The following is a 23,444-nucleotide window of genomic DNA, read 5'->3' on the forward strand; positions in this document are numbered from 1 at the left end:
GGCCGGGGGTGTCTTGTGCTGTGTGGGGAGCGTGTCATTGCGGGCGGGCCTGTGGCGATGCCCGAGGTTACCGAGCCCGGCAATCCGTTCCAACACGGGTGATTTCCCTAGTGCTGTCCTGTGCCGTGGCGGAACAACAATCGCGGCAGTTTTGATGTCCGTCATGCAACAGCCGCCTCCCGCCCCACTGCCCTCCAACCCCTTCTATGCCTCGCGCCAGGACCGGGTGGCGCTGGCGCGCGAGCGCTATTTCGAGCGCGGCGAGCGCCCATCGGGCCTGGTGTCCGAGCCCGTGCTGCAGTCCTGGACGCGCTGCCTGGGCGCCAGCCGCAGCCCCGACGAGAAGATCAGCTTCGACCCGGTCAGCAAGATCCGCACGGCCACCTTGCTGACCCACAACCGCGCGCTGATCGAGGCGGCGCGCGACCCCATCGCCGAACTCGAAACCGTGATCGCGGGCAGCCAGGCGCGCGCCATGCTCACCTGCAGCGAGGGCGTGGTGCTGATCGCCTCGCGCCCCACGCCGGGCGACGGCCCGCTGCTGCTGACGGCCGCGCGCGTGGGCGTGAACATTGCCGAGGATGCCGTGGGCACGGGCGCACCCGGCGTGGCCGTGCGCACGGGCGAGGTCTGCCATGTGCGTGGCGGCGAGCATTTCTTTCGCTGCCTGGCCTCGCTGCACTGCGCGGCCGCGCCCGTGCGCGATGCCAGCGGGCGCACCGTGGCCATGCTGGACCTGAGCAGCGAGGCGGGCCCCTTTCGCTTCGACGCAGGCGCCATGGCCCACATGTACGCCACCTGCATCGAGAACCGGCTGCTGGTGGGCGCCGCCCGCATGCACCTGCTGCTGCGCTTCCAGTCCAGCCGCAGCATGTTCGGCACGCCGCTGGAAGGGCTGGCCGCCGTGGATGGCGAAGGCATGGTGCGGTGGTTCAACGGCGTGGGCGCCCAGTTGTTCGACTGCCCGCGCCGGCCCGCCGAGGGGATGGCGGCAGAGGAAGTCTTCGGCCTGGGCCTGAACCAGTTGCTGGAGCTGGCCCACCACGGCCAGGCGCGCCCGCAGATGCTGCCCACGGGGCTGACGCTGTGGATGGAGGCGAGGCTGGATGAGGCATCTTCCCAGGTCGAAGAGGGGCTGCCGGCCATCGAGGCCCTGCCGCCGCCCGCCGAGGCGCCGTCCGAGGCACCGTCCTCCCTGGGCGAGGCCAGCCGCGAGCTGATCGAGCAGGCCCTGGCCCGCTGCCAGGGCAATATCTCGCAGGCCGCCCGCATGCTGGGCGTCTCGCGCGGGCTGCTGTACCGGCGCCTGCGCGAATGGGGCAGGGCTTAGGCCGTCCGGCCTATGCCGGCACGGCGGCCAGCGCGCCGCGCATCCATTCGATGAAGACCCCCGCCTGGGCCGGCAGCGCACGCCCTGCAGCGGGCACGGCGCGCAGGCCACCCTCGAAGGGCACGAAGCCATGGGGCGCCACCAGCAGCCCCTCCTGGAGCTCGCGTGCGATCAGCCGCTGCTCCACGAGGGCAACGCCCAGGCCCGACAGTGCTGCCTCTATGCACAGGTGGGTGTGCGGGAACGCCAGCGTCTCGCCCAGGGCCACGGGCTGGCCCGTGAGGGCTTCCCATTGGTTCCAGGCGCTGGCCGTGTACTCATGTGCAATGCGCGCGCGGTTGGCGGGCCGGCGCCGGGCATAGGCCGGCGTGCACACGGCGCCGAAGTGCACGGGCGCCAGTTCGATGGCGCGGTGGCGGTCGGCCTCGCCGTAGGTGGACAGGTCCCAGGCAATGATCAGGTCGGCGCCCTCGTGGCGCATCTCGCGCGCCGAGGTCATGGACAGGCGGATGCGGATATGCGGGTGGCTGCGGTAGAACACCGCCAGCTGCGGCACCAGCCAGCGCATGGCAAAGGTGGCGCTGCAGGCCACATGCAGCCCCGGTGCCTGGGCGTCGCGCGCCAGCTGGGCATAGGCGGCCTCCAGATGGTCGAAGGCCGTGCGCACCGAGGCATGGAAGGCGGCGCCGGCCTCGGTCAGGCGCAGGCCCGTGCCTTCTTTCTCGAACAGCGCCGCGCCCGCGTGCTCCTGCAGCAGGCGCAGGTGGCGGCTGATGGCGCCGTGGCTGCGGCACAGTTCCTCGGCCGCGCGGGTCACCGAGCCGGCGCGGGCAATGGCCTCGAAGGCGCGCAGGGCGGCCAGCGGTGGCAGTTGTCTCATGGCAATCAATTCGTCAGAAAAACTGACGCATGGGCAGAAAAACTGCATTGTCCCGCATCGTCGTGATTTCTAGCATGGGTGCCTGTGCATTGGAGTTTTGCAGGCTTGCCAGCTCCTTTGCACAGTTCAATTTCTTGACGAAAAGGAGTTTCCATGCAGATCACCGATATCGCGGCCCATGAGGCGCTGGACAGCCGGGGCCATCCCACCGTGGAGGTCGAGGTCGAGCTGGAGGACGGCGCACGCGGCCTGGCCCTGGTGCCCTCGGGCGCCTCCACGGGGCGGCATGAGGCGCTGGAGCGGCGCGACGGCGATGCCTCGCGCCACCTGGGCAAGGGCGTGCTGGGGGCGGTGCAGGCCGTCAACACCGAGCTGCGCGATCTGCTGCGCGGCATGCAGGCCGACGCCCAGGGCCGTATCGACACGGCCATGATGGCGCTGGACGGCACGCCCGGCAAAAGCCGGCTGGGCGCCAACGCGCTGCTGGGCGTGTCGCTGGCCGTGGCCCGCGCGGCGGCGGCCAGCCAGCGCATGCCGCTGTGGCGGCACATGGGCGGTGCCCAGGCGCGCGTGCTGCCCGTGCCCATGATCAATGTCATCAACGGTGGCGCCCATGCCGACAATCCGCTGGACTTCCAGGAGTTCATGCTGCTGCCGGTGGGGGCGGACAGCTTCGGTGAGGCGCTGCGCATGGGCGCCGAGGTCTTCCACACGCTGCGCCATGCCCTCAAGGCCGCAGGCCACAGCGTCAACGTGGGCGACGAGGGCGGCTTTGCGCCCGCCCTGCGCAGCGCGCCCGAGGCGCTGGACCACCTGATGGCCGCCATCGAGCGCGCCGGCCTGCGCCCCGGCAGGGACATCGCCCTGGCCCTGGACCCTGCGGCCAGTGAATTCCATGGCGAGGACGGCTACCGCTACGCGGGCGAGGGCCTGGTGCGCAGCCGCCAGCAGCAGGTGGACTACCTGGCGCAACTGGTGGAGCACTACCCCATCGTCTCCATCGAGGACGGCATGGCCGAGGACGATATCGAGGGCTGGCAGGCCCTGGGCCGGCGCCTGGGCGGACGCTGCCAGCTGGTGGGCGACGATGTGTTCTGCACGAACCCCGGCCTGTTCGAGGGCGGCATTGGCCGGGGCGTGGGCAACGCCATCCTGGTCAAGATCAACCAGATCGGCACGCTGACCGAAACCTGGGACGTGCTGCGCCTGGCGCATGGCGCGGGCTATGGCGTGGTGATGTCGCACCGCTCGGGCGAGACCGAGGACACCAGCATTGCCGACCTGGCCGTGGCCGCCCAGTGCGCCATGATCAAGACCGGCTCGCTGTCGCGCGCCGACCGCACGGCCAAGTACAACCGGCTGCTGCGCATCGAGCGCGAACTGGGCCCGGCCGCCGTCTATGCGGGGCGCCGTGCGCTCAAGGGCCGGGCGGGTCAGGAAGCCGTGTCGGCCGCTGCGGGTGTTGCGGGGGTTGCGGGCGCCCTGTAGACCAGCACCTTGAGGCTGCGCTCGGCGTCGATGTCGGCGAAGGTGGCCGGATTGGCCAGGCGCTCGACGAACTCCAGCTCGGGGGCCACTTCCTGCATCTGCGATGTCAGGAACTGCGTGCCCATCTCGGGCGCGTTCAGGCACAGCAGCACATGGCCGCCGGGGCGCAGCAGGTCGGGCAGGCGGCGCATCAGGCGGGCATAGTCCTTGGTGGCGACGAAGCTGCCCTTCTGGTAGCTGGGCGGGTCCACCACGATCAGGTGGTACGGCCCGCCGCGCGTGATCTTGCCCCAGCTGCTGAAGATGTCGTGGGCCAGGAAGCTGGCGCCCGACAGATCGTTGAGCCGGTGGTTCTGCTGGCCCGTGGCCAGCGCGCCCTGGGCCATGTCCATGTTCATCACATGGCGCGCGCCGGCCTGCAGGGCCACCACCGAAAAGGCGCAGGTGTAGGCGAACAGGTTGAGCACCTTGATGCCATGGCGGTGCTCGGGATGGTTGGCCACATGCGCGTGCACCCAGCGCCGGCCTTCGGCCATGTCCAGGAACAGGCCGTGGTTCTGGCCGCGCAGCACCTGCACGCGGTAGCGCGTGCCGGCCTCGGTGACGATGTGCGGGTCTGGCACTTCGCCGGCCATGAGCCGGGTTTCGGCGGGCGCGGCGGGCTGGCGCAGCTGGTAGACCCAGTTCAGGGGCTGGCCCGGTGCCAGTTCGCTCCAGCGCAGTGACAGCGCCGTGCCGATGGCGGCCAGGGCGTCTTCGTCCAGCGGCTGGAAGCTGGTGAGCACCAGCACGGGCGGAAAGGCATCGAGCACCAGATGCTCGCAGCCCGGGTACAGGCCGCCACGGCCGTGGAAGATGCGTTGGGCGTCGGAGGGCAGGGCCATCCGGGCGATGGCGTCGAGCAGGGCTTGCATGGGAAGGGCTGTGTCTGGCAGGGGTGCCGGGCATGCCCGGTGGAACCGCTTGGAACCAGGCAGGGGCCGACGAAAAGGTCTGCCAGTGTATGCAGTTTGGGGCCCAGCCCAGGCAAACCCGGGCTCAGGCCCCATTCAGCGGTGCCGCGGGCAGGTTCAATGCCGCCAGCCGCGGCGCACCTCGAAGAAGCTGCACTCGCCATCGCCCAGGCCCTGCATGCCGGCCTCGGTGGCGGCGCGGGCGGCTTTCATCCAGCGGGTGAAGGCGAGCTTGGCGTCTTCGCTGATTTCCTCTGGAGGCATGTCCTCCAGCCCCTGTACAAGCGACAGGGTTTCGCTGACCTGCTCGGCACTGCCGAGCTGGCGTTCGAGCACGCGGGCATAGCGTGCCTCGGCCTTGTTGCGTTCCTGCTCGGGCAGGTTGGGGTAGTCACACAAGGTGACGGTGAAGGCGGCTTCTTGCATGTCCATGGTTCATGAGATGAGGATGATGACTGGCGAAATATACAGTAATAACTGGCTGCACATCCAGTATTTATCCAGTGTTTTTTTACAGTGTCGTGCCGGTGGGGTCGCTGCGGGCAGCGGCGGCAGCCATGCGGCCACAATCGCCTGCAAGGAGAAAACCACCGCCATGACGAACGAATCGACCACGGGCAGCCCGGCCTGGGACCCCGAAGCCACGGGCCATGCGCTGTTTGCCACGCGCTTGGGGCCCTGCGGCGTGGCCTGGGGCGACTGCGGCCTTGCGGCCTTTCAGTTGCCCGAGGTGGACGGCCCGGCTGCCACGCGCACGCGCATGCTGCGCGGCGTGCAATCGCGCAGGCCCGGCAGCTATGCGGCAGCGGTGCGCGCCGAGGACCTGCCGACCAGCGTGGCACAGGCCATCGCCGGCGTGCAGGTGCTCATGGCGGGCCATGGCGAATGGACCGTGGAGCCTTCCGCGCCCAGCGCGCAGCAGTTGCGTGACGGCCCGGTGCTGCCCGACCTGCGGGCACGGCGCATGCTGCCCGCAGGCCAGGCATTGCCGGATCTGGCCGAGCTGGCGCTGGACTGGCACGGCGTGTCGGAATTTCACCGCCGCGTCTACGAGCTGACGCGTGCCATCGCTCCCGGCCATACGCGCACCTATGGCGAGATCGCGCGCGAGCTGGGCGAGGTGGGCCTGTCGCGCGCCGTGGGACAGGCGCTGGGCCTCAACCCCTTCGCGCCCGTGATTCCCTGCCACCGCGTGCTGGCCGCCGGCGCCCAGCCGGGCGGTTTTTCGGGCGGCGCAGGTGCGCTGACCAAGCTGCGCATGCTGGAGATCGAGGGTGCGGCCTGGGGCGGCACGCGCTCGCTGTTCGGGGATTGACGGGCCGGACACGCATGTGACATGCGGCACGGCGGGGCGGCTTGCACAATCGCCGCTGCAGGCCGTCCCGGCAAGGGAGGGCCGCCCTCCATTCCACCCATGACCGGCACACAAGACCCGGACCAGGAGACAGACGAATGACTCGCAATGTGCAGCAACTTTTCGACCTCACCGGCAAGACCGCTCTGGTGACCGGCGGCTCGCGCGGCCTGGGCCTGCAGATGGCCCATGCGTTGGGCGAGGCGGGCGCCAGGATCATGCTGAGTTCGCGCAAGGCCGCCGACCTGGAGGAAGCCGCTGCCGAGCTGCAGGCCGCCGGCATCGACGCCCGCTGGATTGCCGCCGACTGCGCCAACGAGGCCGACATCGAGCGCCTGGCCGCCGAGACCCTGGAGCGCCTGGGCCAGGTGGACATCCTCATCAACAACGCGGGCGCCAGCTGGGGCGCGCCGGCCGAGGAGCACCCGGTGGCCGCCTGGGACAAGGTGATGAACCTCAACGTGCGCGGCTACTTCCTGCTGAGCCAGCAGATCGCGCGGCGCAGCATGATCCCGCGCAAGACCGGGCGCATCATCAACCTGGCCTCCATCGCAGGCCTGGGCGGCAACCCGTTGGGCATGAAGACCATTGCCTACAACACCTCCAAGGGAGCCGTCATCAACTTCACGCGCGCGCTGGCCGGCGAGTGGGGCGTGCATGGCATCACCGTCAACGCCATCTGCCCGGGCTTTTTCAAGACCAAGATGGCCAGCGTGCTGATCGAGACCCTGGGCGAGGATGAAATGAAATCCCACGCCCCGCTGCGCCGCCTGGGCGACGACGAGGACCTCAAGGGCCTGACCCTGCTGTACGCCAGCGACGCGGGCAAGCACATCACGGGCCAGTGGGTGGCCGTGGACGGCGGCGTCAGCGCCCTGGTGGGCGGTTGAGCCGCAGCGGCGCTGCTGCCGAGGTGACAGTTTTTCCCGCAGATCGGGCCGCCGCGCGCCATGGTGCCTTCGGGCGCCCTTATGCTCGCCTGCATTGCGATCTGAACTGGAGAATTTCGTGCTGGATTTTGGCCACCCCATCCCCTTCGTCGACCACCTGGGTTTCACCCTGCACCGCATGGAGGACGGGGAGTCCGAACTGCGCTTCGAGGCGCGTCCCGAGCACCTGAACACCTTTGACGTGACCCACGGCGGCGCCACCATGACCCTGCTGGACGTGACCATGGCCGTGGCCGCACGCAGCCTGCAGCGCGACATGGGCTGCGTGACCATAGAGATGAAGACCAGCTTCATGCAGCCGGCGCGCGGCCCCCTGGTGGCCAAGGGCGTGGTGCTGCACCGCACGCGTTCCATGGCCTATACCGAGGCGCGCGTGTTCGATGCCTCGGGCCGGCTGTGCAGCCATGCGACCGGAACGTTCAAGTACATGCCGCGCGTGGCCAAGCCGGCCGCCGCCGAGACAACCCTCGCCACGGACTGATCCGCACGGCGAATTTGCCAGATACCCAATGCCACACGCCAGCCCCGGCAGCACCGGGAACTGGTTCCATTGTTTGTGATGCCACCGGAGGTTTTCCCATGCCCGTGAACCAGCAGATCCTGCTCGACAACCGCCCCGAGGGCGAAGCCGTGGAAAGCAATTTCCGCCTTGTCAGTACCGAGACCCCGGCGCTGGCCGAAGGCCAGGTGCTGGTGCGCCACCACTACCTGAGCCTGGACCCCTACATGCGCGGCCGCATGAATGACAGCAAGAGCTATGCCCAGCCCCAGCCGCTGGGCGAGGTCATGATCGGCGGCACCGTGGGCGAGGTGGTGGAAAGCCGCCATCCCAAGTTTGCCGTTGGCGACAAGGTCGTGGGCATGGGCGGCTGGCAGGAATACAGCGTGGTCGATGGCGATGCGCCCGGCATGCTGCGCAAGGTGGACACCACCCATGTGCCGCTGTCGCACTACCTGGGCGCCGTGGGCATGCCCGGCGTGACGGCCTGGTACGGCCTGGTCAAGATCATCGCCCCCAAGGCCGGCGAGACCGTGGTGGTCAGCGCCGCCACGGGCGCCGTGGGCAGCGCGTTCGCGGCCCTGGCCAAGGCACGCGGCTGCCGCGTGGTGGGCATTGCGGGCGGCCCCGAGAAGTGCCGCTACGCCACCGAGGAGCTGGGCTTCGACGCCTGCATCGACTACCGCGAGCACCCCGACACCAAGACCATGGCCAAGGCGCTCAAGGACGCCTGCCCGCAGGGCATCGACGGCTACTTCGAGAACGTGGGCGGCTACATCCTCGACGCCGTGCTGCTGCGCACCAACGCCTTTGCGCGGATCGCGCTGTGCGGAATGATCGCGGGCTACGACGGCACGCCGCTGCCCATGACCAATCCCGCGCTCATCCTGATCAACCGCATCCGCATCGAAGGCTTCATCGTCAGCGAGCACATGGAAGTCTGGCCCGAGGCGCTGCAGGAACTGGGTCGCCTGGTGGGCACCGGCAAGCTGCGCCCGCGCGAGAGCATTGCCGAAGGCATTGCCTCCGCACCCTCGGCCTTCCTGGGCTTGCTCAAGGGCAAGAACTTCGGAAAGCAGCTTGTGAAGCTCACCCCCTGAGTCGCTTCGCGCCTTCCCCCCGTGGCACGTCGCCTCTCTACTCGCTTCGCGAGGGAGGGGGACGACACCCTCGGTGCGGGGCGGCCCTTCCTCGGTGTCCCTGAGGCGGGCTCCGCCAGTGCCAGGAGGGAGGGCTGTGTACGGGCCAGGGTTAATTGCCAAATCCTTCCACAAGAACATCAGGACAAGACAAGGAGACAAGGGAATGATCAAGAACTTCAAGGGCAAGACGGCCGTGCTGACGGGCGCGGGCTCGGGCTTCGGCCTGGAGTGCGCGCGCATTGGCGCGAAGCTGGGCATGAACCTGGTGCTGGTCGATGTGCAGCAGGAGGCGCTGGACAAGGCTGCCGCCGAGTTCGAAGGGCAGGGCGTGCGTGTGCTGGCGCGGCGCGTGGATGTGTCCGACGCAGCCCAGATGCAGGCCCTGGCCGACGAGGTGCGCCAGCAGTTCGGCGCGCCGCACTTCGTGTTCAACAACGCAGGCGTGGGCGCGGGCGGGCTGGTCTGGGAGAACACGCTGGAAGATTGGCAGTGGGTGCTGGGCGTCAACCTCTGGGGCGTGATCCACGGCGTGCGGCTGTTCACGCCCATGATGCTGGAGGCCGCCAAGGCCGATCCGTCCTTCGAGGGCCACATCGTCAACACGGCCAGCATGGCCGGGCTGCTGGCGCCTCCCAACATGGGCATCTACAACGTCAGCAAGCATGCCGTGGTCAGCCTGACCGAGACGCTGTACCAGGACCTGGCCCTGGTCTCCGACCAGATCAGCGCCAGCGTGCTGTGCCCCTTCTTCGTGCCTACGGGCATCAGCCACAGCGAGCGCAACCGGCCCAGCCATCTGGCCGCGCAGCCGCTGACGGCCAGCCAGAAGATAGGCCAGGCCATGAGCGAGAAGGCCGTGGGCTCGGGCAAGGTCACGGCCACCGATGTGGCGCAGAAGGTCTTCGACGCCATTGCGGCCAACCAGTTCTACATCTACAGCCATCCGCAGGCCCTGGGTTCGGTCCAGACCCGCATGGAGGATGTGGTGCAGGGCCGCAACCCCACCGACCCGTTCGCGCACAAGCCCGAACTGGGCGCCAGCCTCAAGGCCTCGCTGCGCGCGGCCTGAGCGTCAGTCCTCTTCGTCCGGGTCCGGCCTGTGGGGGGCTGGCCTGGCGGGAGCCTCGGCCTTTTCATCGGGCGGCGCGGAGGGCAGGGGCCGCACCAGCCGCACCATGAGCTGGTTGCCGCGCCCCATGTCGGGCCGCGTCTCCAGGCTGTCGAGGTCAATCGCCCAGGCCTGCTGGGCCGACAGCTGCGTACCGGCACTGCCCGAGATGTTGCTGTAGTTGTAGGGATTGACGGGCCGTGCGTTCACCGCTGCCGTGCCCGTCCAGTGCCAGCCGCGCGGCGCGCCCGGGAACAGCTCGGGCGACAGGCCTTGCGGCCGTATATCGCGCGAGATCAGCCGGCGCATCTCGTTGACGCGCGGCAGGCGCCAGCGCACGCCGTCCTGCTTGGCCCGCTCGGCGGCCAGGGCCTGCGCCTGCTTGTGCGTGAACAGCTCCGGCAGGCCCGCGCAGGTCTTGCCATTCCAGTGCATGCCTTCCACGCAGCGCGGCCACAGCAGGCGGGCGCGGCGGTCGATCACGTCGCGGCCGTCTTCGGACACTTCCAGCATGGCAGTGGCGCCGGCCTTGGCGTCACCGCGGGCCTGCGGCGGCGCCGCATGGGCCGGGCCCTGCATGCACGCGCCCAGCAGCAGGGCGGCAAGCAGGGGCCTTGGCAATGCGTTGAGGGTCGGCAGGAAGAGGGGCGTGGATGAGTGCATGGGGTGTCTATGCTGCTGTGTTGGCAATCTCGTATCCGAGCGTAACAGGGTTGCGGCCCCGCAAACTTGTGCCACGGCAAGCCGGCAGCGCCGCACGCGCCGGCCTGCCTGCCCAGGAAATGTGAGCACCGCCCTGCAGCCCGCAGCGCTTGCCGCCACAATGGCGCGTCTATGTCTGCGTCTATGCCTTCTCCCTCTTCGTCTCCCGCTTCCCCTGATTCCCACACGCTGCGCCTGGTGCTGATCCTGGGCCTGCTCTCGGCCATCGGTCCGTTTGCCATCGACATGTACCTGCCCGCGCTGCCCCAGATCGGCAGCAGCCTGGGCGCCCAGGTGGGCGCGGTGCAGGCCAGCCTGACGGCCTTCTTCCTCTCGCTGGGCGTGGGCCAGCTGCTGTACGGGCCGGTCTCGGACATGGTGGGGCGCAAGCCGCCGCTGTACTTCGGCCTGGCCGTGTTCGCGCTGGCCAGCGTGGGCTGCGCCATGGCCACCAGCATCGAGACGCTGGTGGTGCTGCGCTTCATCCAGGGCCTGGGCGCGGCGGCCGGCATGGCGGTGCCGCGCGCCGTGGTGCGCGACCTGCACACCGGCCATGCGGCGGCCCGCATGATGTCGCTGCTGATGCTGGTGTTCAGCGTCTCTCCCATCCTGGCGCCGCTGGCCGGCAGCGGCGTGATCGCCGTGAGCAGCTGGCGCGGCGTGTTCTGGGCCGTGGCCGTGGCGGCCGTGATCGGCCTGGCGGCCGTGTTCATGGGCCTGAAGGAAACGCGCGGGGCCGCCGCGCGGCTGGACAGCAGCGTGGCCGGCGCACTGCGCGCCTATGGCGTGCTGCTGCGCGACTGGCATTACCTGGGCCTGGTTTTCATCGGCGGCTGCGCCATGGCGGGCTTTTTCGTCTACCTGGCTGGCTCCCCCTTTGTGCTGATCAACTACTACGGGCTGAGCTCCACGCAGTACAGCCTGGCCTTCGGGCTGAACGCCATCGCCTTCATCGGCGCGGCGCAGTTCACCGGCTGGCTGGGCCAGCGCTTCGGGCTGGTGCGCGTGGTCAAGGTGGCGGCCACCGGCTCGGGCCTGGTGATGCTGTCGCTGCTGTCGTACTACCTGCTGGGCGGTGAGCGGCTGGCCGTGCTGATCGGCCTGTACTTCGTGGCCAGCGCGCTGATGGGGCTGGTGATTCCGACGACCTCGGTGCTGGCGCTGGAGGAGCATGGCGCCATCGCCGGCACGGCCTCGGCGCTGCTGGGCACGCTGCAGATGCTGTCGGGTGCGGCGGCCATGCAGATCGTGGGCCTGTTCTCCACGGGCAAGCCCCTGCCCATGGTGGTGGGCATGGCCACGGGCGCGCTGATCGGCGTGGCGCTGGCCTGGATCACGCTGGGCGGCGCACGTGCCCACCGCGTGGGTGCAAAGGGCCATTCATGAGCGTGGCTCCCGCAGCAGAGGCTGGTGGGCCTGTACCCGACGGACTTGCGTCCGGCCCCCGCGGCCAGGCAATGCTGGTCATCATCCTGGGGCTGACGCTGTCGGTGCTGGACAGCACCCTCGTCAATCTGGCACTGCCAGCCATGGCGCGCGAGCTGCAGGCCAGCTCGGCCCATACGCTGTGGGTGGTCAATTCCTACCAGCTTGCCAGCCTGGTGCTGCTGCTGCCGCTGGCGGCCCTGGGCGAACGCCTGGGCTACCGCCGCGTGTATCTGGTGGGCATGCTGGTGTTCTCCCTGGCCTCGCTGGCAGCCATGCTGGCCACATCGCTGCCCACGCTGGTGGCGGCGCGGGCGCTGCAGGGCCTGGGCGCTGCGGGCGTGATGAGCGTCAATGCCGCCCTGGTGCGGCTGATCTATCCGCGTGCCTTGCTGGGCCGGGGCATGGCCGTCAATTCGCTGGTGGTGGCCACGGCATCCATGGCCGGGCCTTCGGTGGCGGCGGCCATTTTGTCGGTGGCCAGCTGGCCCTGGCTGTTTGCGGCCAACCTGCCGCTGGGCCTGTTCACGCTGTGGCTGGGACGCCGGGCGCTGCCGGCCAATGCGGTGCCGGCACACGCGGGCTCGCGGCTGTCGCCGCTGGATGTGCTGCTCAACATCCTCATGTTCAGCCTGATCTTCCTGGGCGGCGAGCAGCTGGGCATGCGCGCCGGCGGTGCCCAGTCGTCCCTGCCTTCGGGCTGGTGGCTGCTGGGCGCGGGCCTGCTGGTGGGGCTGTGGTATGTGCGCCGCCAGTGGCGCCTGCCTGCGCCGCTGCTGCCGGTGGACCTGCTGCGCATTCCGGTGTTCGCGCTGTCCATGTGCGGATCGGTCAGCGCCTTTTGCGCGCAGATGCTGGCCTACCTGGCCCTGCCTTTCCTGCTGCTGGAGTCGCACGGCATGTCGCCCATCGAGGCCGGGCTGCTGATCACGGCCTGGCCGCTGGCCACGGTGATGACGGCGCCCATTGCGGGCCGGCTCATCGGCCGCTATGCGGACGGGCTGCTGGGCGGCATCGGCATGGCCATGTTCGCCTGCGGCCTGTGGGCGCTGGCGGCCATGCCCGATGCGCCCTCGACCCTGGACATGGTCTGGCGCATGCTGCTGGCGGGCAGCGGCTTTGCGCTGTACCAGTCGCCCAACAACCACACCATCGTGACCTCGGCGCCGCTGGCGCGCAGCGGCGCGGCCGGCGGCATGCTGAGCTCGGCGCGGCTCACGGGGCAGACGCTGGGGGCCGTGGTGCTGGCCACCATCTTCACCGTCTCGGGCGGGCATGGCGGCCATGCCGAAATCGTGGCCCTGGCCGTGGCGGGCTGCTTTGCGGCCATGGCGGGCGTGTTCAGCATGCTGCGCGTGCGCACGGCGCCCGCCGCCAGGCACTGAACAGACCGGCAAATGGCATTGAACTTGCATGTGTCGGCGCGCTCCGACACCTGCATCATCCTGGATGGTCTTGCCACGAGACTGCGGTGGCATGCCATCCACTTTACAAACAAGAAATATGGGCACTGCACAATCGTGCGATGCCCCCAACGACTTCGCTGTTCCTATGAATTTTGACGTGCCTCTTTCGCCGAGTACGCGCCTTGCGGCGCCTTCCGATTCCCAGCCCGGCGCAGGGCACGCACAACCTTCTGCCTCGCTTGCACGCAGCAAGCGCCCCGGTGCTGCCGTGCTGTGCGCGCTGGCACTGGCCGCCAGCCTGGCCGCCTGCTCCAGGCAGGATGCAGCGCCCGCCGCCGCAGCCAAGGCTGCGCCCGAGGTGGGCGTGGTCACGCTGCAAAAGCAGAGCCAGCAGCTGGAGGCCACGCTGCCGGGCCGCACACGCGCCTCGCTGACCGCCGAGGTGCGGCCCCAGGTCTCGGGCATCGTGCAAAAGCGCCTGTTCACCGAAGGCGCCCTGGTGCGCCAGGGCCAGCAGCTCTACCAGATCGACGCGGCCTCGCTGCGCGCCACCGAGGCCAGCGCCCAGGCGGCCCTGGCCAAGGCCGAGGCCAGCGCCCGCACGCTGGAGGCCACGGCGCGGCGCAACGCCGAACTGGTCAAGATCGATGCCATCAGCCAGCAGGCCTTCGAGGAAAGCCAGGCCGCTGCCGCCCAGTCGCGCTCTGACGTGGCCGTGGCCAAGGCCAATCTGGAGACCGCGCGCATCAACCTCAAGTACAGCCGCATCGAGGCGCCCATCAGCGGGCGCATCAGCCTGTCCACGGTGACGCCGGGCGCGCTGGTGACGGCCAACCAGACGGAGGCGCTGACCTCCATCGTGCAGCTGGACCCCATGTATGTGGACTTCACCCAGTCCACCAGCGAGCTGCTGCAGCTCAAGCGCGACTGGGATGCCGGGCGCTTCCAGAAGGTGGAGGGCGACAAGGTCGCCGTGCGTATCCGCCTGGACGATGGCACGGAATACGGCCACCAGGGCAAGCTGCAGTTTGCCGGCGTGATCGTCAATGCCACCACGGGCAGTGTCACGCTGCGCGCCGTGGTGCCCAACCCGCAGGGCCTGCTCATGCCCGGCATGTATGTGCAGGCCCTGCTGCCCACGGGCCTGGCGCCCGAGGCGCTGCTGGTGCCCCAGCAGTCGGTGACGCGCGACCTGACCGGCAAGGCCAGCGTGTTGGTGGCCAAGGCCGACGACGTGATCGAGCGCAGGCCCGTGAACATCGACCGCGCCGTGGGCAATATGTGGCTGCTGCAGGACGGCCTGTCGGCCGGCGAGCGCGTGGTGGTCGATGGCTTCCAGCGCATCAAGCCCGGCGACAAGGTGCGCGCCGTGGAGGTGGACCTGCGCGCCAAGGCCCAGGCCCGCAAGGGCAAGCCCGCTGATGGCCCGGCAGCGGCGGCCGCGCCTGGCGCTGCCGACCAGGCTTCCGCGGCCGCTGAACCTGCTCCTGCACCCGCAGCGGCTCCGGCCCCTGCGGCCCGGTAAGCCGCAGGAACCCGTCACATGGCTCAGTTCTTCATCAACCGGCCCATCTTCGCGTGGGTCATCGCCATCGTCATCATGCTGGGCGGCGCGCTGTCCATCTTCACGCTGCCGCTGGAGCAATACCCCGACATCGCGCCGCCGCGCGTGACCATCGGCGCGCAGTACACGGGCGCCTCGGCCGAGACGGTCGAGAACTCGGTGACCCAGATCATCGAGCAGCAGCTCAAGGGCATCGACAACATGCTCTACATGAGTTCCACGTCCGACGCCTCGGGCCGCGCGCGCACCACGCTGACCTTTGCGCCGGGCACCAACATCGACGTGGCCCAGGTGCAGGTGCAAAACAAGCTGCAGTCCGCCGTGAACCGCCTGCCCGACGCCGTCAAGAGCCGGGGCGTGTTCGTGAACAAGGGCGGCCAGGACTTCCTGGTCACCTACAGCTTCTTCTCCAAGGACCCGGCCATGACCGCGGTCGATATCGGCGACTACCTGACCAGCAACCTGGTCGACGTGATCGGCCGGCTGGACGGCGTGGGCGATGTCAACGTCTTCGGCACCAACTATGCGATGCGCATCTGGATGGACCCGGCCAAGATGGAGAAGTACGCGCTGATGCCGTCGGACCTGGTCAATGCGCTGAACTCGCAGAACGCCCAGGTCTCGGCCGGCCAGCTGGGTGCGCTGCCCGCCGTCGCGGACCAGCAGCTGAACGCCACCATCACGGCGCGCACCAAGCTCAAGACGGTGGAGCAGTTCGAGGACATCGTCCTGAAGTCGTCCGTGGACGGCTCGGTGGTGCTCATGAAGGACGTGGCCCGCGTGGAGCTGGGCGCCGACAACCTGACCATCAAGGCCAAGCTCAACGGCCTGCCGGGCGCGGGCATGGGCATCGTGCTGGCCGATGGCGCCAACGCCATGAACGTGGCCGACACCATCGCCGCCAAGCTGGCCGAGCTCAAGCCCTTCTTTCCCAACGAGATCGACTACTTCGTCAGCTCGGACTCCACGCCCTTCGTGCGCGCCTCCATCAAGGAAGTGGTCAGCGCGCTGGGCGAGGCCATGATCCTCGTGGTCATCGTGATGTTCATCTTCCTGCAAAACTTCCGCGCCACGATGATCCCCGCCATCGCCGTGCCCGTGGTGCTGCTGGGCACCTTCGGCGTGCTGTCGCTGGCCGGATACTCGATCAATACGCTGACCATGTTCGCCATGGTGCTGGCCATCGGCCTGCTGGTGGACGATGCCATCGTCGTGGTGGAGAACGTCGAGCGCGTGATGCACGAGACGGGCATGTCGCCCAAGCAGGCCACGCGCCAGTCCATGCGCGAGATCACGCCGGCCCTGGTGGGCATCGGCGTGACGCTGTCGGCCGTGTTCGTGCCCATGGCCTTCTTCGGCGGCTCCACGGGCGTGATCTACCGGCAGTTCTCCATCACCATCGTCGCGGCCATGGCGCTGTCGGTGTTCGTGGCGCTGACGCTCACGCCGGCGCTGTGCGCCACGCTGCTCAAGCCGCCCGCAGCGGGCGGGGCAGGGCATGACCGCCCGATCCGCAGCGGCATCCTGGGGGTGAACGACCGGTTCTTCCGCTGGTTCAACCACCATTTCGACGCCACGGCCGCGCGCTACCAGGGCACGGTGGCGTACTCGCTGCGCCGCGCCAAGCGCATGATGCTGATCTTCCTGGCCGTCTGCGGCGTGGTCTGGCTGCTGATGGCGCGCCTGCCCACGTCCTTCCTGCCCGACGAGGACCAGGGCTTTGTCTTCGTCAACATCAACCTGCCCTCGGGCGCGGCCGACACGCGGCTGCAGGGCGTGCTCGACGAGGTGCGCGACTACTTTGCCAAGCAGCCCGACGTGCTGAGCTTCTACCAGGTCTCTGGCCTGAACGGCGACCAGGCCTCGGCACGCGCCTTCGTGCGGCTGAAGACCTGGGAGGAGCGCCCGCTGCCGGGCCAGTCGGCCTCCGAGATCGCGCACCGGGCGACCCGGGAGCTGGCCTCCATCCGCGATGCGCGCGTGCTGGTCATGCTGCCGCCGGCCGTGCGCGGCCTGGGCTCCAGCTCGGGCTTCAACTTCATGATCAAGGACATGAACGGCCTGGGCCACCAGGCGCTGCTGCAGGCCAAGGAAAAATTCCTGACCGAGGCCCGCAAGCGCCCCGAGCTCACCAATCTGCGCATGACCAACCTGGAGGACGCCAGCGAGCTGCGCCTGGACATCGACGACCGCAAGGCCGCCGCGCTCGGCCTGTCGTACACCGACATCAACAGCGTGCTGTCCAGCGCCATGGGCGGCACCTATGTCAACGACTTCCTGAACAACGAGCGCGTCAAGCGCGTCTACATCCAGGGCGATGCGCCGCACCGCATGCTGCCCCAGGACATCGCCAAATGGACGGTGCGCAACGGCAAGGGCGAGATGGTGCCGTTCAGCGCCTTCTCCAGCAGCTATTGGGCCTACGGTTCGCCCCAGCTCATGCGCTACAACGGCAACCCGGCCTACGAAATGGAAGGCCGCGCCGCGCCGGGCGTCAGCTCGGGCACGGCCATGCAGATCGTCGAGGACATCCTGCGCACGCTGCCGGCCGGCATAGGCTACGAGTGGACGGGGGCCTCGCTGCAGGAGCGCCAGTCGGGCGCGCAGGCGCCGCTGCTGTACGCCATCTCCATCCTCTTCGTGTTCCTGTGCCTGGCGGCGCTGTACGAGAGCTGGACCGTGCCGCTGTCCGTGATGCTGGCCGTGCCGCTGGGCGTGGTGGGCGCGCTGGCCGCCACCTATACGCGCGGGCTGACCAATGACGTGTACTTCCAGGTGGGCCTGCTGACCACGGTGGGCCTGGCATCCAAGAACGCCATCCTGATCGTGGAATTTGCCGTGCAGCTGCAGGAGCAGGGCAAGAGCATCTTCGACGCCGTGGTCTCGGCCGTGCGCCTGCGCCTGCGGCCCATTTTGATGACCTCGCTGGCCTTCGGCTTCGGCGTCATTCCGCTGGCCATCGGCACGGGTGCCGGCGCGGGCGGGCGCAATGCCATCGGCACGGCCGTGCTCGGCGGCATGCTGGCCTCCACGGTGCTGGGCATCTTCCTGGTGCCGGTGTTCTTCCTGCTGATCCGCAGCTGGTTCAAGAGCCACTCGCGCACGGATGAAGAAAGCCCGCAGCAGGCAACCGACTCACCCCATACCACCAAGGAGAGCGCAGCATGAGGCGCCGAATGAACCGTTCCACCCTCGCCGCTGCGGCCGCGCTGGCGGCCCTGCTGTCCGGCTGCAATCTTGCGCCGCAGCACCGCACGCCGGACATGCCCGTGCCCGACACGGTGGGCAGCACCGCAGCCAATCCGGCACAGGCCGACGAGGCCAGCCTGCAGGCGGCCGCCGCGCTGGACTGGGTGCAGTCCCGGCAGCTGCGCGAGGTCATTGCGCTGGCCCTGGCCAACAACCGCGACCTGCGCGTGGCGGTGGAGAACATCGAGCGCGCGCGTGCCCAGTACGGCATCACGCGCGCCGACCTGCTGCCCAGCGTCAACGCCCAGGCCCAGGCCAGCCGTGCGCGCACGGCCGCCGGCATGACCAGCGCCACGCAGGCGGCATCGGTCAGCACCCAGTACACGGCCCAGCTGGGCTTTGCCAGCTACGAGATCGACCTCTGGGGCCGCGTGCGCAACCTCAGCGAGGCCGCACTGCAGCAGTTCCTGCAAAGCGAGCAGAACCGGCGCAATGTGCAGATAGGCCTGGTGGCCGACGTGGCCAACGCCTGGCTCACGCTGGCCGCCGACCAGGCCCGCCTGCAGCTGGCACGCGACACCCTGGCCAGCCGCGAGAAGGCCTACGAACTGACGCGGCGCATGCATGAGATAGGTTCGACCTCGGGCCTGGTGCTGGCCCAGAACCAGACCACGGTGGACACGGCGCGCGGCGACGTGGCCAGCTTCACCTCCCAGGTGGAGCGTGACCGCAACGCCCTGCAGTTGCTGGTGGGCGGTCCGCTGCCCGACAGCCTGCTGCCCGGCGCCGCCACGCTGCGCGCCGGCGCCCAGCCTGCGGCGGCGCTGCAGCCCGTGCCTGCACCGCTGCCCTCCAGCGTGCTGCTGGTGCGCCCCGATATCCAGGCCGCCGAGAACAACCTGCGCGCCATGGAGGCCAACATCGGCGCCGCCCGCGCAGCCATGTTCCCCACCATCAGCCTCACGGCCAGCGTGGGATCGGGCAGCCGCGAGCTCGATGGCCTTTTTGGCGGCAGCAGCAGCACCTGGAGCTTCATCCCCCTGGTGCGCCTGCCCATCTTCGACGGTGGCCGCAACCGTGCGGGCGTGCAGGTGGCCGAGGCCAACCAGCGCATCGCCATCGCCCAGTACGAGAAGGCCGTGCAGACGGCCTTCCGCGAGACCGCCGACGTGCTGGCCGACCGCGCGCAGTGGGACGAGCGCCTGGCCGCCCAGACCAGCATGGTCGCGGCCACGCAGAAGGCCTTCGACCTGTCGGAGGCACGCTTCAAGGCCGGCGTGGACAACTACCTCACCGTGCTGGATGCGCAGCGCAGCCTCTACACGGCCCAGCAGACCCTGATCGGCCTGCGCCTGTCCGAGCAGCTCAACCGCGTCACGCTGTGGAAGGTGCTGGGCGGCGAGCAGGTGCAGGCGCCGTCCGCCTCTGAGCCGGCGAATTCCTGAGCGCGGGCGGTGTATTCTGCGGGCCCGCAGAACTTGCCGCCCGACCACGATGAGCCCCTTTGCCAACACCCCCGAGCCGCCTTACTACGCCGTCATCTTCTCGTCGCGCAGAACGCCGGACGACGATGATGGCTACGGCCTCATGGCCCAGCGCATGGTGGACCTGGCCGCGCAGCAGCAGGGTTTCCTGGGTGCGGAAAGCACGCGCGGCGAGGACGGTTTCGGCATCACCGTGTCCTACTGGTCCACGGCCGAATCCATCGCGCGCTGGAAGCAGGATGCCGAGCACCTGGTCGCCCAGCAACTGGGCAAGGACGCCTGGTACGAGCACTATGAATTGCGCGTGGCCCGCGTGGAGCGCGCCTACGGCAAGCGCTGAACCCGGGCCGCCTCCGCCTGGACCACGGCATCGGCCAGCAGCGCGATGGAGCGCGGCGCGCAGCCTTCGGCATCGTTGCTCACCGTCACAAAGGCGGGCAGCCCGCGGCTGGTGATGCCATCGATGGTCTTGGCGAGGATGGCGCGCGTGTGCGCATCGGGCGTGCGGATCTCGTCGAAGGGGTCGTGCTTCTTTTGCGCATCGGGATAGCCGTAGGCACCGAACTCGCGGTTCAGGTTCCAGCGGCAGACCAGCGGGGTGGGCCACAGCCCGCGCAGAAAAACCAGTTGCTCCTCGATGGGGGGCATCTTGCCGTGCAGTCCCAGGCAGAAGGTGGCGCCACTGGCGCGCAGGGTGTCGGCCAACTGCGGCGTCAGCAGCTCCGGGTCGCGCACCTCCACCGCCACGATGATCTGCGCGCCCAGCGGATGGGCGGCCAGCGCCGCGCGCACAGCCTCCAGCATGGCCTGCAGCCGCGCCAGCAGTTCGGTGGGGCGGCTGAGCAGGCCCCAGGTCATCGGGCTGAGCTGGAACACCAGCACGCCCAGCCGCTCGCCCAGCCCTTCGAGCGTGGGCTCGACGAAGCTGGTGACGGCCAGATCGGGTTGAAGGAACACCGGGTTCAGCGACATGCCCTTGCCGTCCTCGTCACGCACCTGCGCGTCGGTAACCACGGATGGGCACTTGACCACGAAGCGGAAATCGGCCGGCACCTGGCCCGCGAAGGCCAGGTACTGGCTGGCCGTCAACGGCCTCCAGAAGCTGCGGTCCACGCAGACCGTTCGCATCAACGGATGCCGGCCATAGGCCTCCAGTCCCTTCTTGGCCAGCACGCTTTTGTCATAGGCGCCATCCCAGATCAAGCCTTCCCAGCCCGGGTAGGACCAGGTGGAGACCCCCATGCGCAGGCCCTGCGCAAGCTGGTCCGCCAGCGCCTGCCATTGCAGGGCCTGGGGCGCCAGCTGCACGGCGCCGGCGGCCTTGCGCGGTGCCGGTGTGCGGCCGGCAGGCGCGGGCGGCGGGGCAGGGGCCGATGGTGGGGGAGAACCGAACAGATCGTCTTGCATTCGAAGCTGGTGATTGTGGCAGAGGGTGCCTGCCTGCCGCAGGGCCCCGGCAAAAGCAGGCAGTGGATTGATTTTGCAAGCCCTTGAATTCATTGGCCTGCAAGAAATGCTTGCATTTGCGGGTCGGCCGTGAGCGGCCCGGCCCGAATCGCGTGTGGCACACTTGGCCGCTTTTCCGGATTCCACGCCACGGGGCGCCTCTCGAATGCAAAAAATCATTGCCCAAATCGCCGCAGAACTGAATGTCAAGCCGCAGCAGGTGGGTGCCGCGGTCGAATTGCTTGATGGCGGAGCCACGGTTCCGTTCGTCGCGCGCTACCGCAAGGAAGTCACGGGCGGACTGGACGACGCGCAGCTGCGCCAGCTCGACGAACGCCTGGGCTACCTGCGCGAGCTGGAGGACCGCCGGGGCGCGGTGCTCAAGGCCATCGACGAGCAGGGCAAGCTGACCGACGCGCTGCGCCTGGCCATTGCCAATGCGCCCACCAAGCAGGAGCTGGAGGACATCTACCTGCCCTTCAAGCAAAAGCGCCGCACCAAGGGACAGATCGCCAAGGAATTCGGCATCGAGCCGCTGGCCGACAAGCTGTTTGCCGACCCCACGCTGGACCCGCACAAGGAGGCCGAGGCCTTCTGCAAGCCGGCCACCACCCTGGACGACGGCAAGCCGGGCCCCGATTTCTCGACCACGTTGGCCGTGCTCGATGGTGTGCGCGACATCCTGTCGGAGCGCTGGGCCGAAGACCCGGCCCTGGTGCAGAAGCTGCGCGAATGGCTGTGGGAAGACGGCCTGCTGCGCTCCAAGAAGGTCGAATCCAAGAACGAGAACGACCCCGAGGTCGCCAAGTTCCGCGACTATTTCGAATACGACGAGCCCATCGGCCGCGTGCCTTCGCACCGCGCGCTGGCGGTGTTCCGCGGCCGCGCGCTGGAAATCCTCGAGGCCAAGCTGGTCCAGCCCGTGGAGCCCGAGCCCGGCCAGCCCAGCCTGGCCGAAGGCAAGATTGCCCTGCACCTGGGCTGGAGCCACGCCAAGCGCGCCAGCGACGACCTGATCCGCAAGTGCGTGGCCTGGACCTGGCGCGTCAAGCTCAGCCTGTCCACCGAGCGCGACCTGTTCTCGCGCCTGCGCGAAGACGCCGAGAAGGTGGCCATCAAGGTCTTTGGCGACAACCTGCGCGACCTGCTGCTGGCCGCCCCTGCGGGGCAGCGCGCCGTCATCGGCCTGGACCCGGGCATCCGCACGGGCGTCAAGGTGGCCGTGGTGGACAGCACGGGCAAGCTGGTGGACACCACCACCATCTACCCGCACGAGCCGCGCCGCGACTGGGACGGCTCGCTGGCCGTGCTGGCCCGCCTGGTCGAAAAGCACCAGATCAACCTGATCGCCATCGGCAACGGCACGGCCAGCCGCGAGACCGACAAGCTGGCCGCCGACCTGATCAAGATCGCCAGCAAGGCCGACCGCCAGATCGAGAAGGTCGTGGTCAGCGAGGCTGGCGCTTCCGTGTATTCCGCCAGCGAGTTCGCCTCGCAGGAAATGCCCGACGTGGACGTGAGCCTGCGCGGGGCCGCCAGCATTGCGCGCCGCCTGCAGGACCCGCTGGCCGAGCTGGTCAAGATCGACCCCAAGAGCATTGGCGTGGGCCAGTACCAGCACGACGTGAACCAGAGCGAGCTGGCGCGCCAGCTCGACGCCGTGGTCGAGGACTGCGTGAACTCCGTGGGCGTGGACCTGAACACGGCCTCGGCGCCGCTGCTGTCGCGCGTCTCGGGCCTGTCGGGCAGCGTGGCCAAGTCGGTGGTGCGCTGGCGCGATGCCAACGGCTCCTTCAGGAGCCGCAAGCAGCTGATGGACGTGGCCGGCCTGGGCGCCAAGACCTTCGAGCAGGCGGCGGGCTTTCTGCGCATCCGCGGCGGCGACAATCCGCTGGACATGACGGGCGTGCACCCGGAAACCTACCCGGTGGTCGAACGCATCATTGCCACCACGGGCAAGAGCGTGGACCAGCTCATGGGCCGCTCCGAAGTGCTCAAGGGCCTGAAGGCCGAGCAGTTCGTGAGCGAGCAGTTCGGTGCCATCACCGTCAAGGACATCCTGGGCGAGCTGGAAAAGCCCGGCCGCGATCCGCGTCCGGACTTCGTCGTGGCCCGTTTCAATGACGGGGTGGAGGACATCAAGGACCTCAAGGAAGGCATGACGCTGGAGGGCACGGTCAGCAACGTGGCCCAGTTCGGCGCCTTCGTGGACCTGGGCGTGCACCAGGACGGCCTGGTCCACGTCAGCCAGATGAGCCACAAGTTCGTCGAGGACGCGCGCGAGGTGGTCAAGACCGGCCAGATCGTCAAGGTCAAGGTGCTGGAGGTCGATGTGGCGCGCAAGCGCATCAGCCTGACCATGAAGCTCGATGCGGCACCGGCGCGGCGCGACGGCCCCCGTGACAACCGCTTCGAGAGCGCAGGCCGCGGCAGCCAGGGCGGGCAGCGCCGTGCGCCCGAGCCGGTGCAGCAATCGGCCATGGCCTCGGCCTTCGCCAAGCTGCAGACCCGCAAGTAGTCCCGC

General features: G+C 69.0%; 19 protein-coding genes. 14 read left to right on the forward strand and 5 right to left on the reverse strand.

Going from position 1 to position 23,444, the window contains the following annotated elements; genetic code table 11:
- The first annotated feature begins 163 nt into the window (after window positions 1-163).
- Window positions 164-1,330 (forward strand): helix-turn-helix domain-containing protein, encoded by a 1,167-nt coding sequence (locus GRX31_RS15110; protein ID WP_227740769.1) that lies wholly within the window; start codon window positions 164-166, stop codon window positions 1,328-1,330.
- Between the two features lie 10 nt (window positions 1,331-1,340).
- On the opposite strand, the gene GRX31_RS15115 is transcribed toward GRX31_RS15110, so the two are convergent.
- Window positions 1,341-2,258: a LysR substrate-binding domain-containing protein gene (locus tag GRX31_RS15115; protein WP_160853371.1), complete on the reverse strand. Its 918-nt coding sequence runs from the start codon at window positions 2,256-2,258 to the stop codon at window positions 1,341-1,343.
- A 105-nt stretch (window positions 2,259-2,363) separates the two neighbouring features.
- On the opposite strand from GRX31_RS15115, the gene eno reads away from it, so the two are divergent.
- Window positions 2,364-3,698, forward strand: coding sequence for a phosphopyruvate hydratase (gene eno / locus GRX31_RS15120; RefSeq protein ID WP_016452878.1), 1,335 nt, complete (start codon window positions 2,364-2,366; stop codon window positions 3,696-3,698).
- Here the strand turns inward: eno and GRX31_RS15125 are convergent.
- Both GRX31_RS15125 and GRX31_RS15130 read right to left on the reverse strand, forming a co-directional pair.
- Entirely contained in the window at window positions 3,644-4,612 is a 969-nt protein-coding gene (locus GRX31_RS15125) for a class I SAM-dependent methyltransferase (RefSeq protein ID WP_016446791.1), read from the reverse strand. The genes eno and GRX31_RS15125 overlap by 55 nt on opposite strands.
- A 156-nt stretch (window positions 4,613-4,768) precedes the next feature.
- Window positions 4,769-5,083, reverse strand: a complete 315-nt coding sequence (locus tag GRX31_RS15130; protein ID WP_016446792.1) for a hypothetical protein — start codon at window positions 5,081-5,083, stop codon at window positions 4,769-4,771.
- A gap of 163 nt (window positions 5,084-5,246) precedes the next feature.
- Here GRX31_RS15130 and GRX31_RS15135 point away from each other — a divergent pair, with 163 nt between their 5' ends.
- The 5 genes from GRX31_RS15135 to GRX31_RS15155 all read left to right on the forward strand — a co-directional run bounded on the left by GRX31_RS15135 (window position 5,247) and on the right by GRX31_RS15155 (window position 9,665).
- A complete protein-coding gene (locus GRX31_RS15135) occupies window positions 5,247-5,966 on the forward strand; it encodes a methylated-DNA--[protein]-cysteine S-methyltransferase (protein ID WP_046984743.1) in 720 nt (239 codons plus the stop codon).
- Window positions 5,967-6,103: 137 nt separating this feature from the next.
- Complete coding sequence (locus tag GRX31_RS15140; protein WP_160853373.1) at window positions 6,104-6,895, forward strand: SDR family oxidoreductase; 792 nt, start codon at window positions 6,104-6,106, stop codon at window positions 6,893-6,895.
- 118 nt (window positions 6,896-7,013) lie between these two features.
- Entirely contained in the window at window positions 7,014-7,436 is a 423-nt protein-coding gene (locus GRX31_RS15145) for a PaaI family thioesterase (protein ID WP_016446794.1), read from the forward strand.
- A gap of 98 nt (window positions 7,437-7,534) precedes the next feature.
- Entirely contained in the window at window positions 7,535-8,554 is a 1,020-nt protein-coding gene (locus GRX31_RS15150; protein ID WP_012205200.1) for an NADP-dependent oxidoreductase, read from the forward strand.
- 205 nt (window positions 8,555-8,759) lie between these two features.
- The gene (locus tag GRX31_RS15155; RefSeq protein ID WP_016446795.1) at window positions 8,760-9,665 is read left to right on the forward strand and encodes an SDR family oxidoreductase; all 906 of its coding nucleotides are present in this window, start codon (window positions 8,760-8,762) and stop codon (window positions 9,663-9,665) included.
- A gap of 3 nt (window positions 9,666-9,668) precedes the next feature.
- Here GRX31_RS15155 and GRX31_RS15160 read toward each other — a convergent pair whose 3' ends face one another.
- Window positions 9,669-10,367 carry an Lcl C-terminal domain-containing protein gene (locus tag GRX31_RS15160; protein ID WP_160853375.1) on the reverse strand — a complete coding sequence of 233 codons (699 nt, stop codon included), beginning with the start codon at window positions 10,365-10,367 and terminating at the stop codon, window positions 9,669-9,671.
- A 183-nt stretch (window positions 10,368-10,550) separates the two neighbouring features.
- Between GRX31_RS15160 and GRX31_RS15165 the strand changes: the two genes are divergently transcribed.
- The 6 genes from GRX31_RS15165 (at window position 10,551) to GRX31_RS15190 (ending at window position 19,814) form a co-directional block, all read left to right on the forward strand.
- Window positions 10,551-11,792, forward strand: coding sequence for a multidrug effflux MFS transporter (locus tag GRX31_RS15165; protein WP_034363958.1), 1,242 nt, complete (start codon window positions 10,551-10,553; stop codon window positions 11,790-11,792).
- The gene (locus tag GRX31_RS15170) at window positions 11,789-13,216 is read left to right on the forward strand and encodes an MFS transporter (RefSeq protein WP_160853377.1); all 1,428 of its coding nucleotides are present in this window, start codon (window positions 11,789-11,791) and stop codon (window positions 13,214-13,216) included. Before GRX31_RS15165 ends, GRX31_RS15170 begins: the two co-directional genes overlap by 4 nt.
- Window positions 13,217-13,382: 166 nt before the next feature.
- Complete coding sequence (locus GRX31_RS15175; RefSeq protein ID WP_070080363.1) at window positions 13,383-14,762, forward strand: efflux RND transporter periplasmic adaptor subunit; 1,380 nt, start codon at window positions 13,383-13,385, stop codon at window positions 14,760-14,762.
- An 18-nt stretch (window positions 14,763-14,780) separates the two neighbouring features.
- Window positions 14,781-17,969, forward strand: coding sequence for an efflux RND transporter permease subunit (locus GRX31_RS15180; protein ID WP_016446800.1), 3,189 nt, complete (start codon window positions 14,781-14,783; stop codon window positions 17,967-17,969).
- A complete protein-coding gene (locus GRX31_RS15185) occupies window positions 17,966-19,435 on the forward strand; it encodes an efflux transporter outer membrane subunit (RefSeq protein ID WP_160853379.1) in 1,470 nt (489 codons plus the stop codon). Before GRX31_RS15180 ends, GRX31_RS15185 begins: the two co-directional genes overlap by 4 nt.
- A 49-nt stretch (window positions 19,436-19,484) precedes the next feature.
- Window positions 19,485-19,814 carry an antibiotic biosynthesis monooxygenase family protein gene (locus tag GRX31_RS15190; RefSeq protein WP_016446802.1) on the forward strand — a complete coding sequence of 110 codons (330 nt, stop codon included), beginning with the start codon at window positions 19,485-19,487 and terminating at the stop codon, window positions 19,812-19,814.
- Here the strand turns inward: GRX31_RS15190 and GRX31_RS15195 are convergent.
- The gene (locus tag GRX31_RS15195) at window positions 19,799-20,881 is read right to left on the reverse strand and encodes a DUF72 domain-containing protein (protein ID WP_160853381.1); all 1,083 of its coding nucleotides are present in this window, start codon (window positions 20,879-20,881) and stop codon (window positions 19,799-19,801) included. The genes GRX31_RS15190 and GRX31_RS15195 overlap by 16 nt on opposite strands.
- Before the next feature lie 205 nt (window positions 20,882-21,086).
- On the opposite strand from GRX31_RS15195, the gene GRX31_RS15200 reads away from it, so the two are divergent.
- Window positions 21,087-23,438 carry a Tex family protein gene (locus GRX31_RS15200; RefSeq protein ID WP_016446804.1) on the forward strand — a complete coding sequence of 784 codons (2,352 nt, stop codon included), beginning with the start codon at window positions 21,087-21,089 and terminating at the stop codon, window positions 23,436-23,438.
- The last annotated feature ends 6 nt before the right edge of the window (window positions 23,439-23,444 follow it).

The organism is Delftia sp. CH05 (genome assembly GCF_009827015.1).
GTDB classification, from domain to species: Bacteria; Pseudomonadota; Gammaproteobacteria; order Burkholderiales; family Burkholderiaceae_C; genus Comamonas; species Comamonas tsuruhatensis.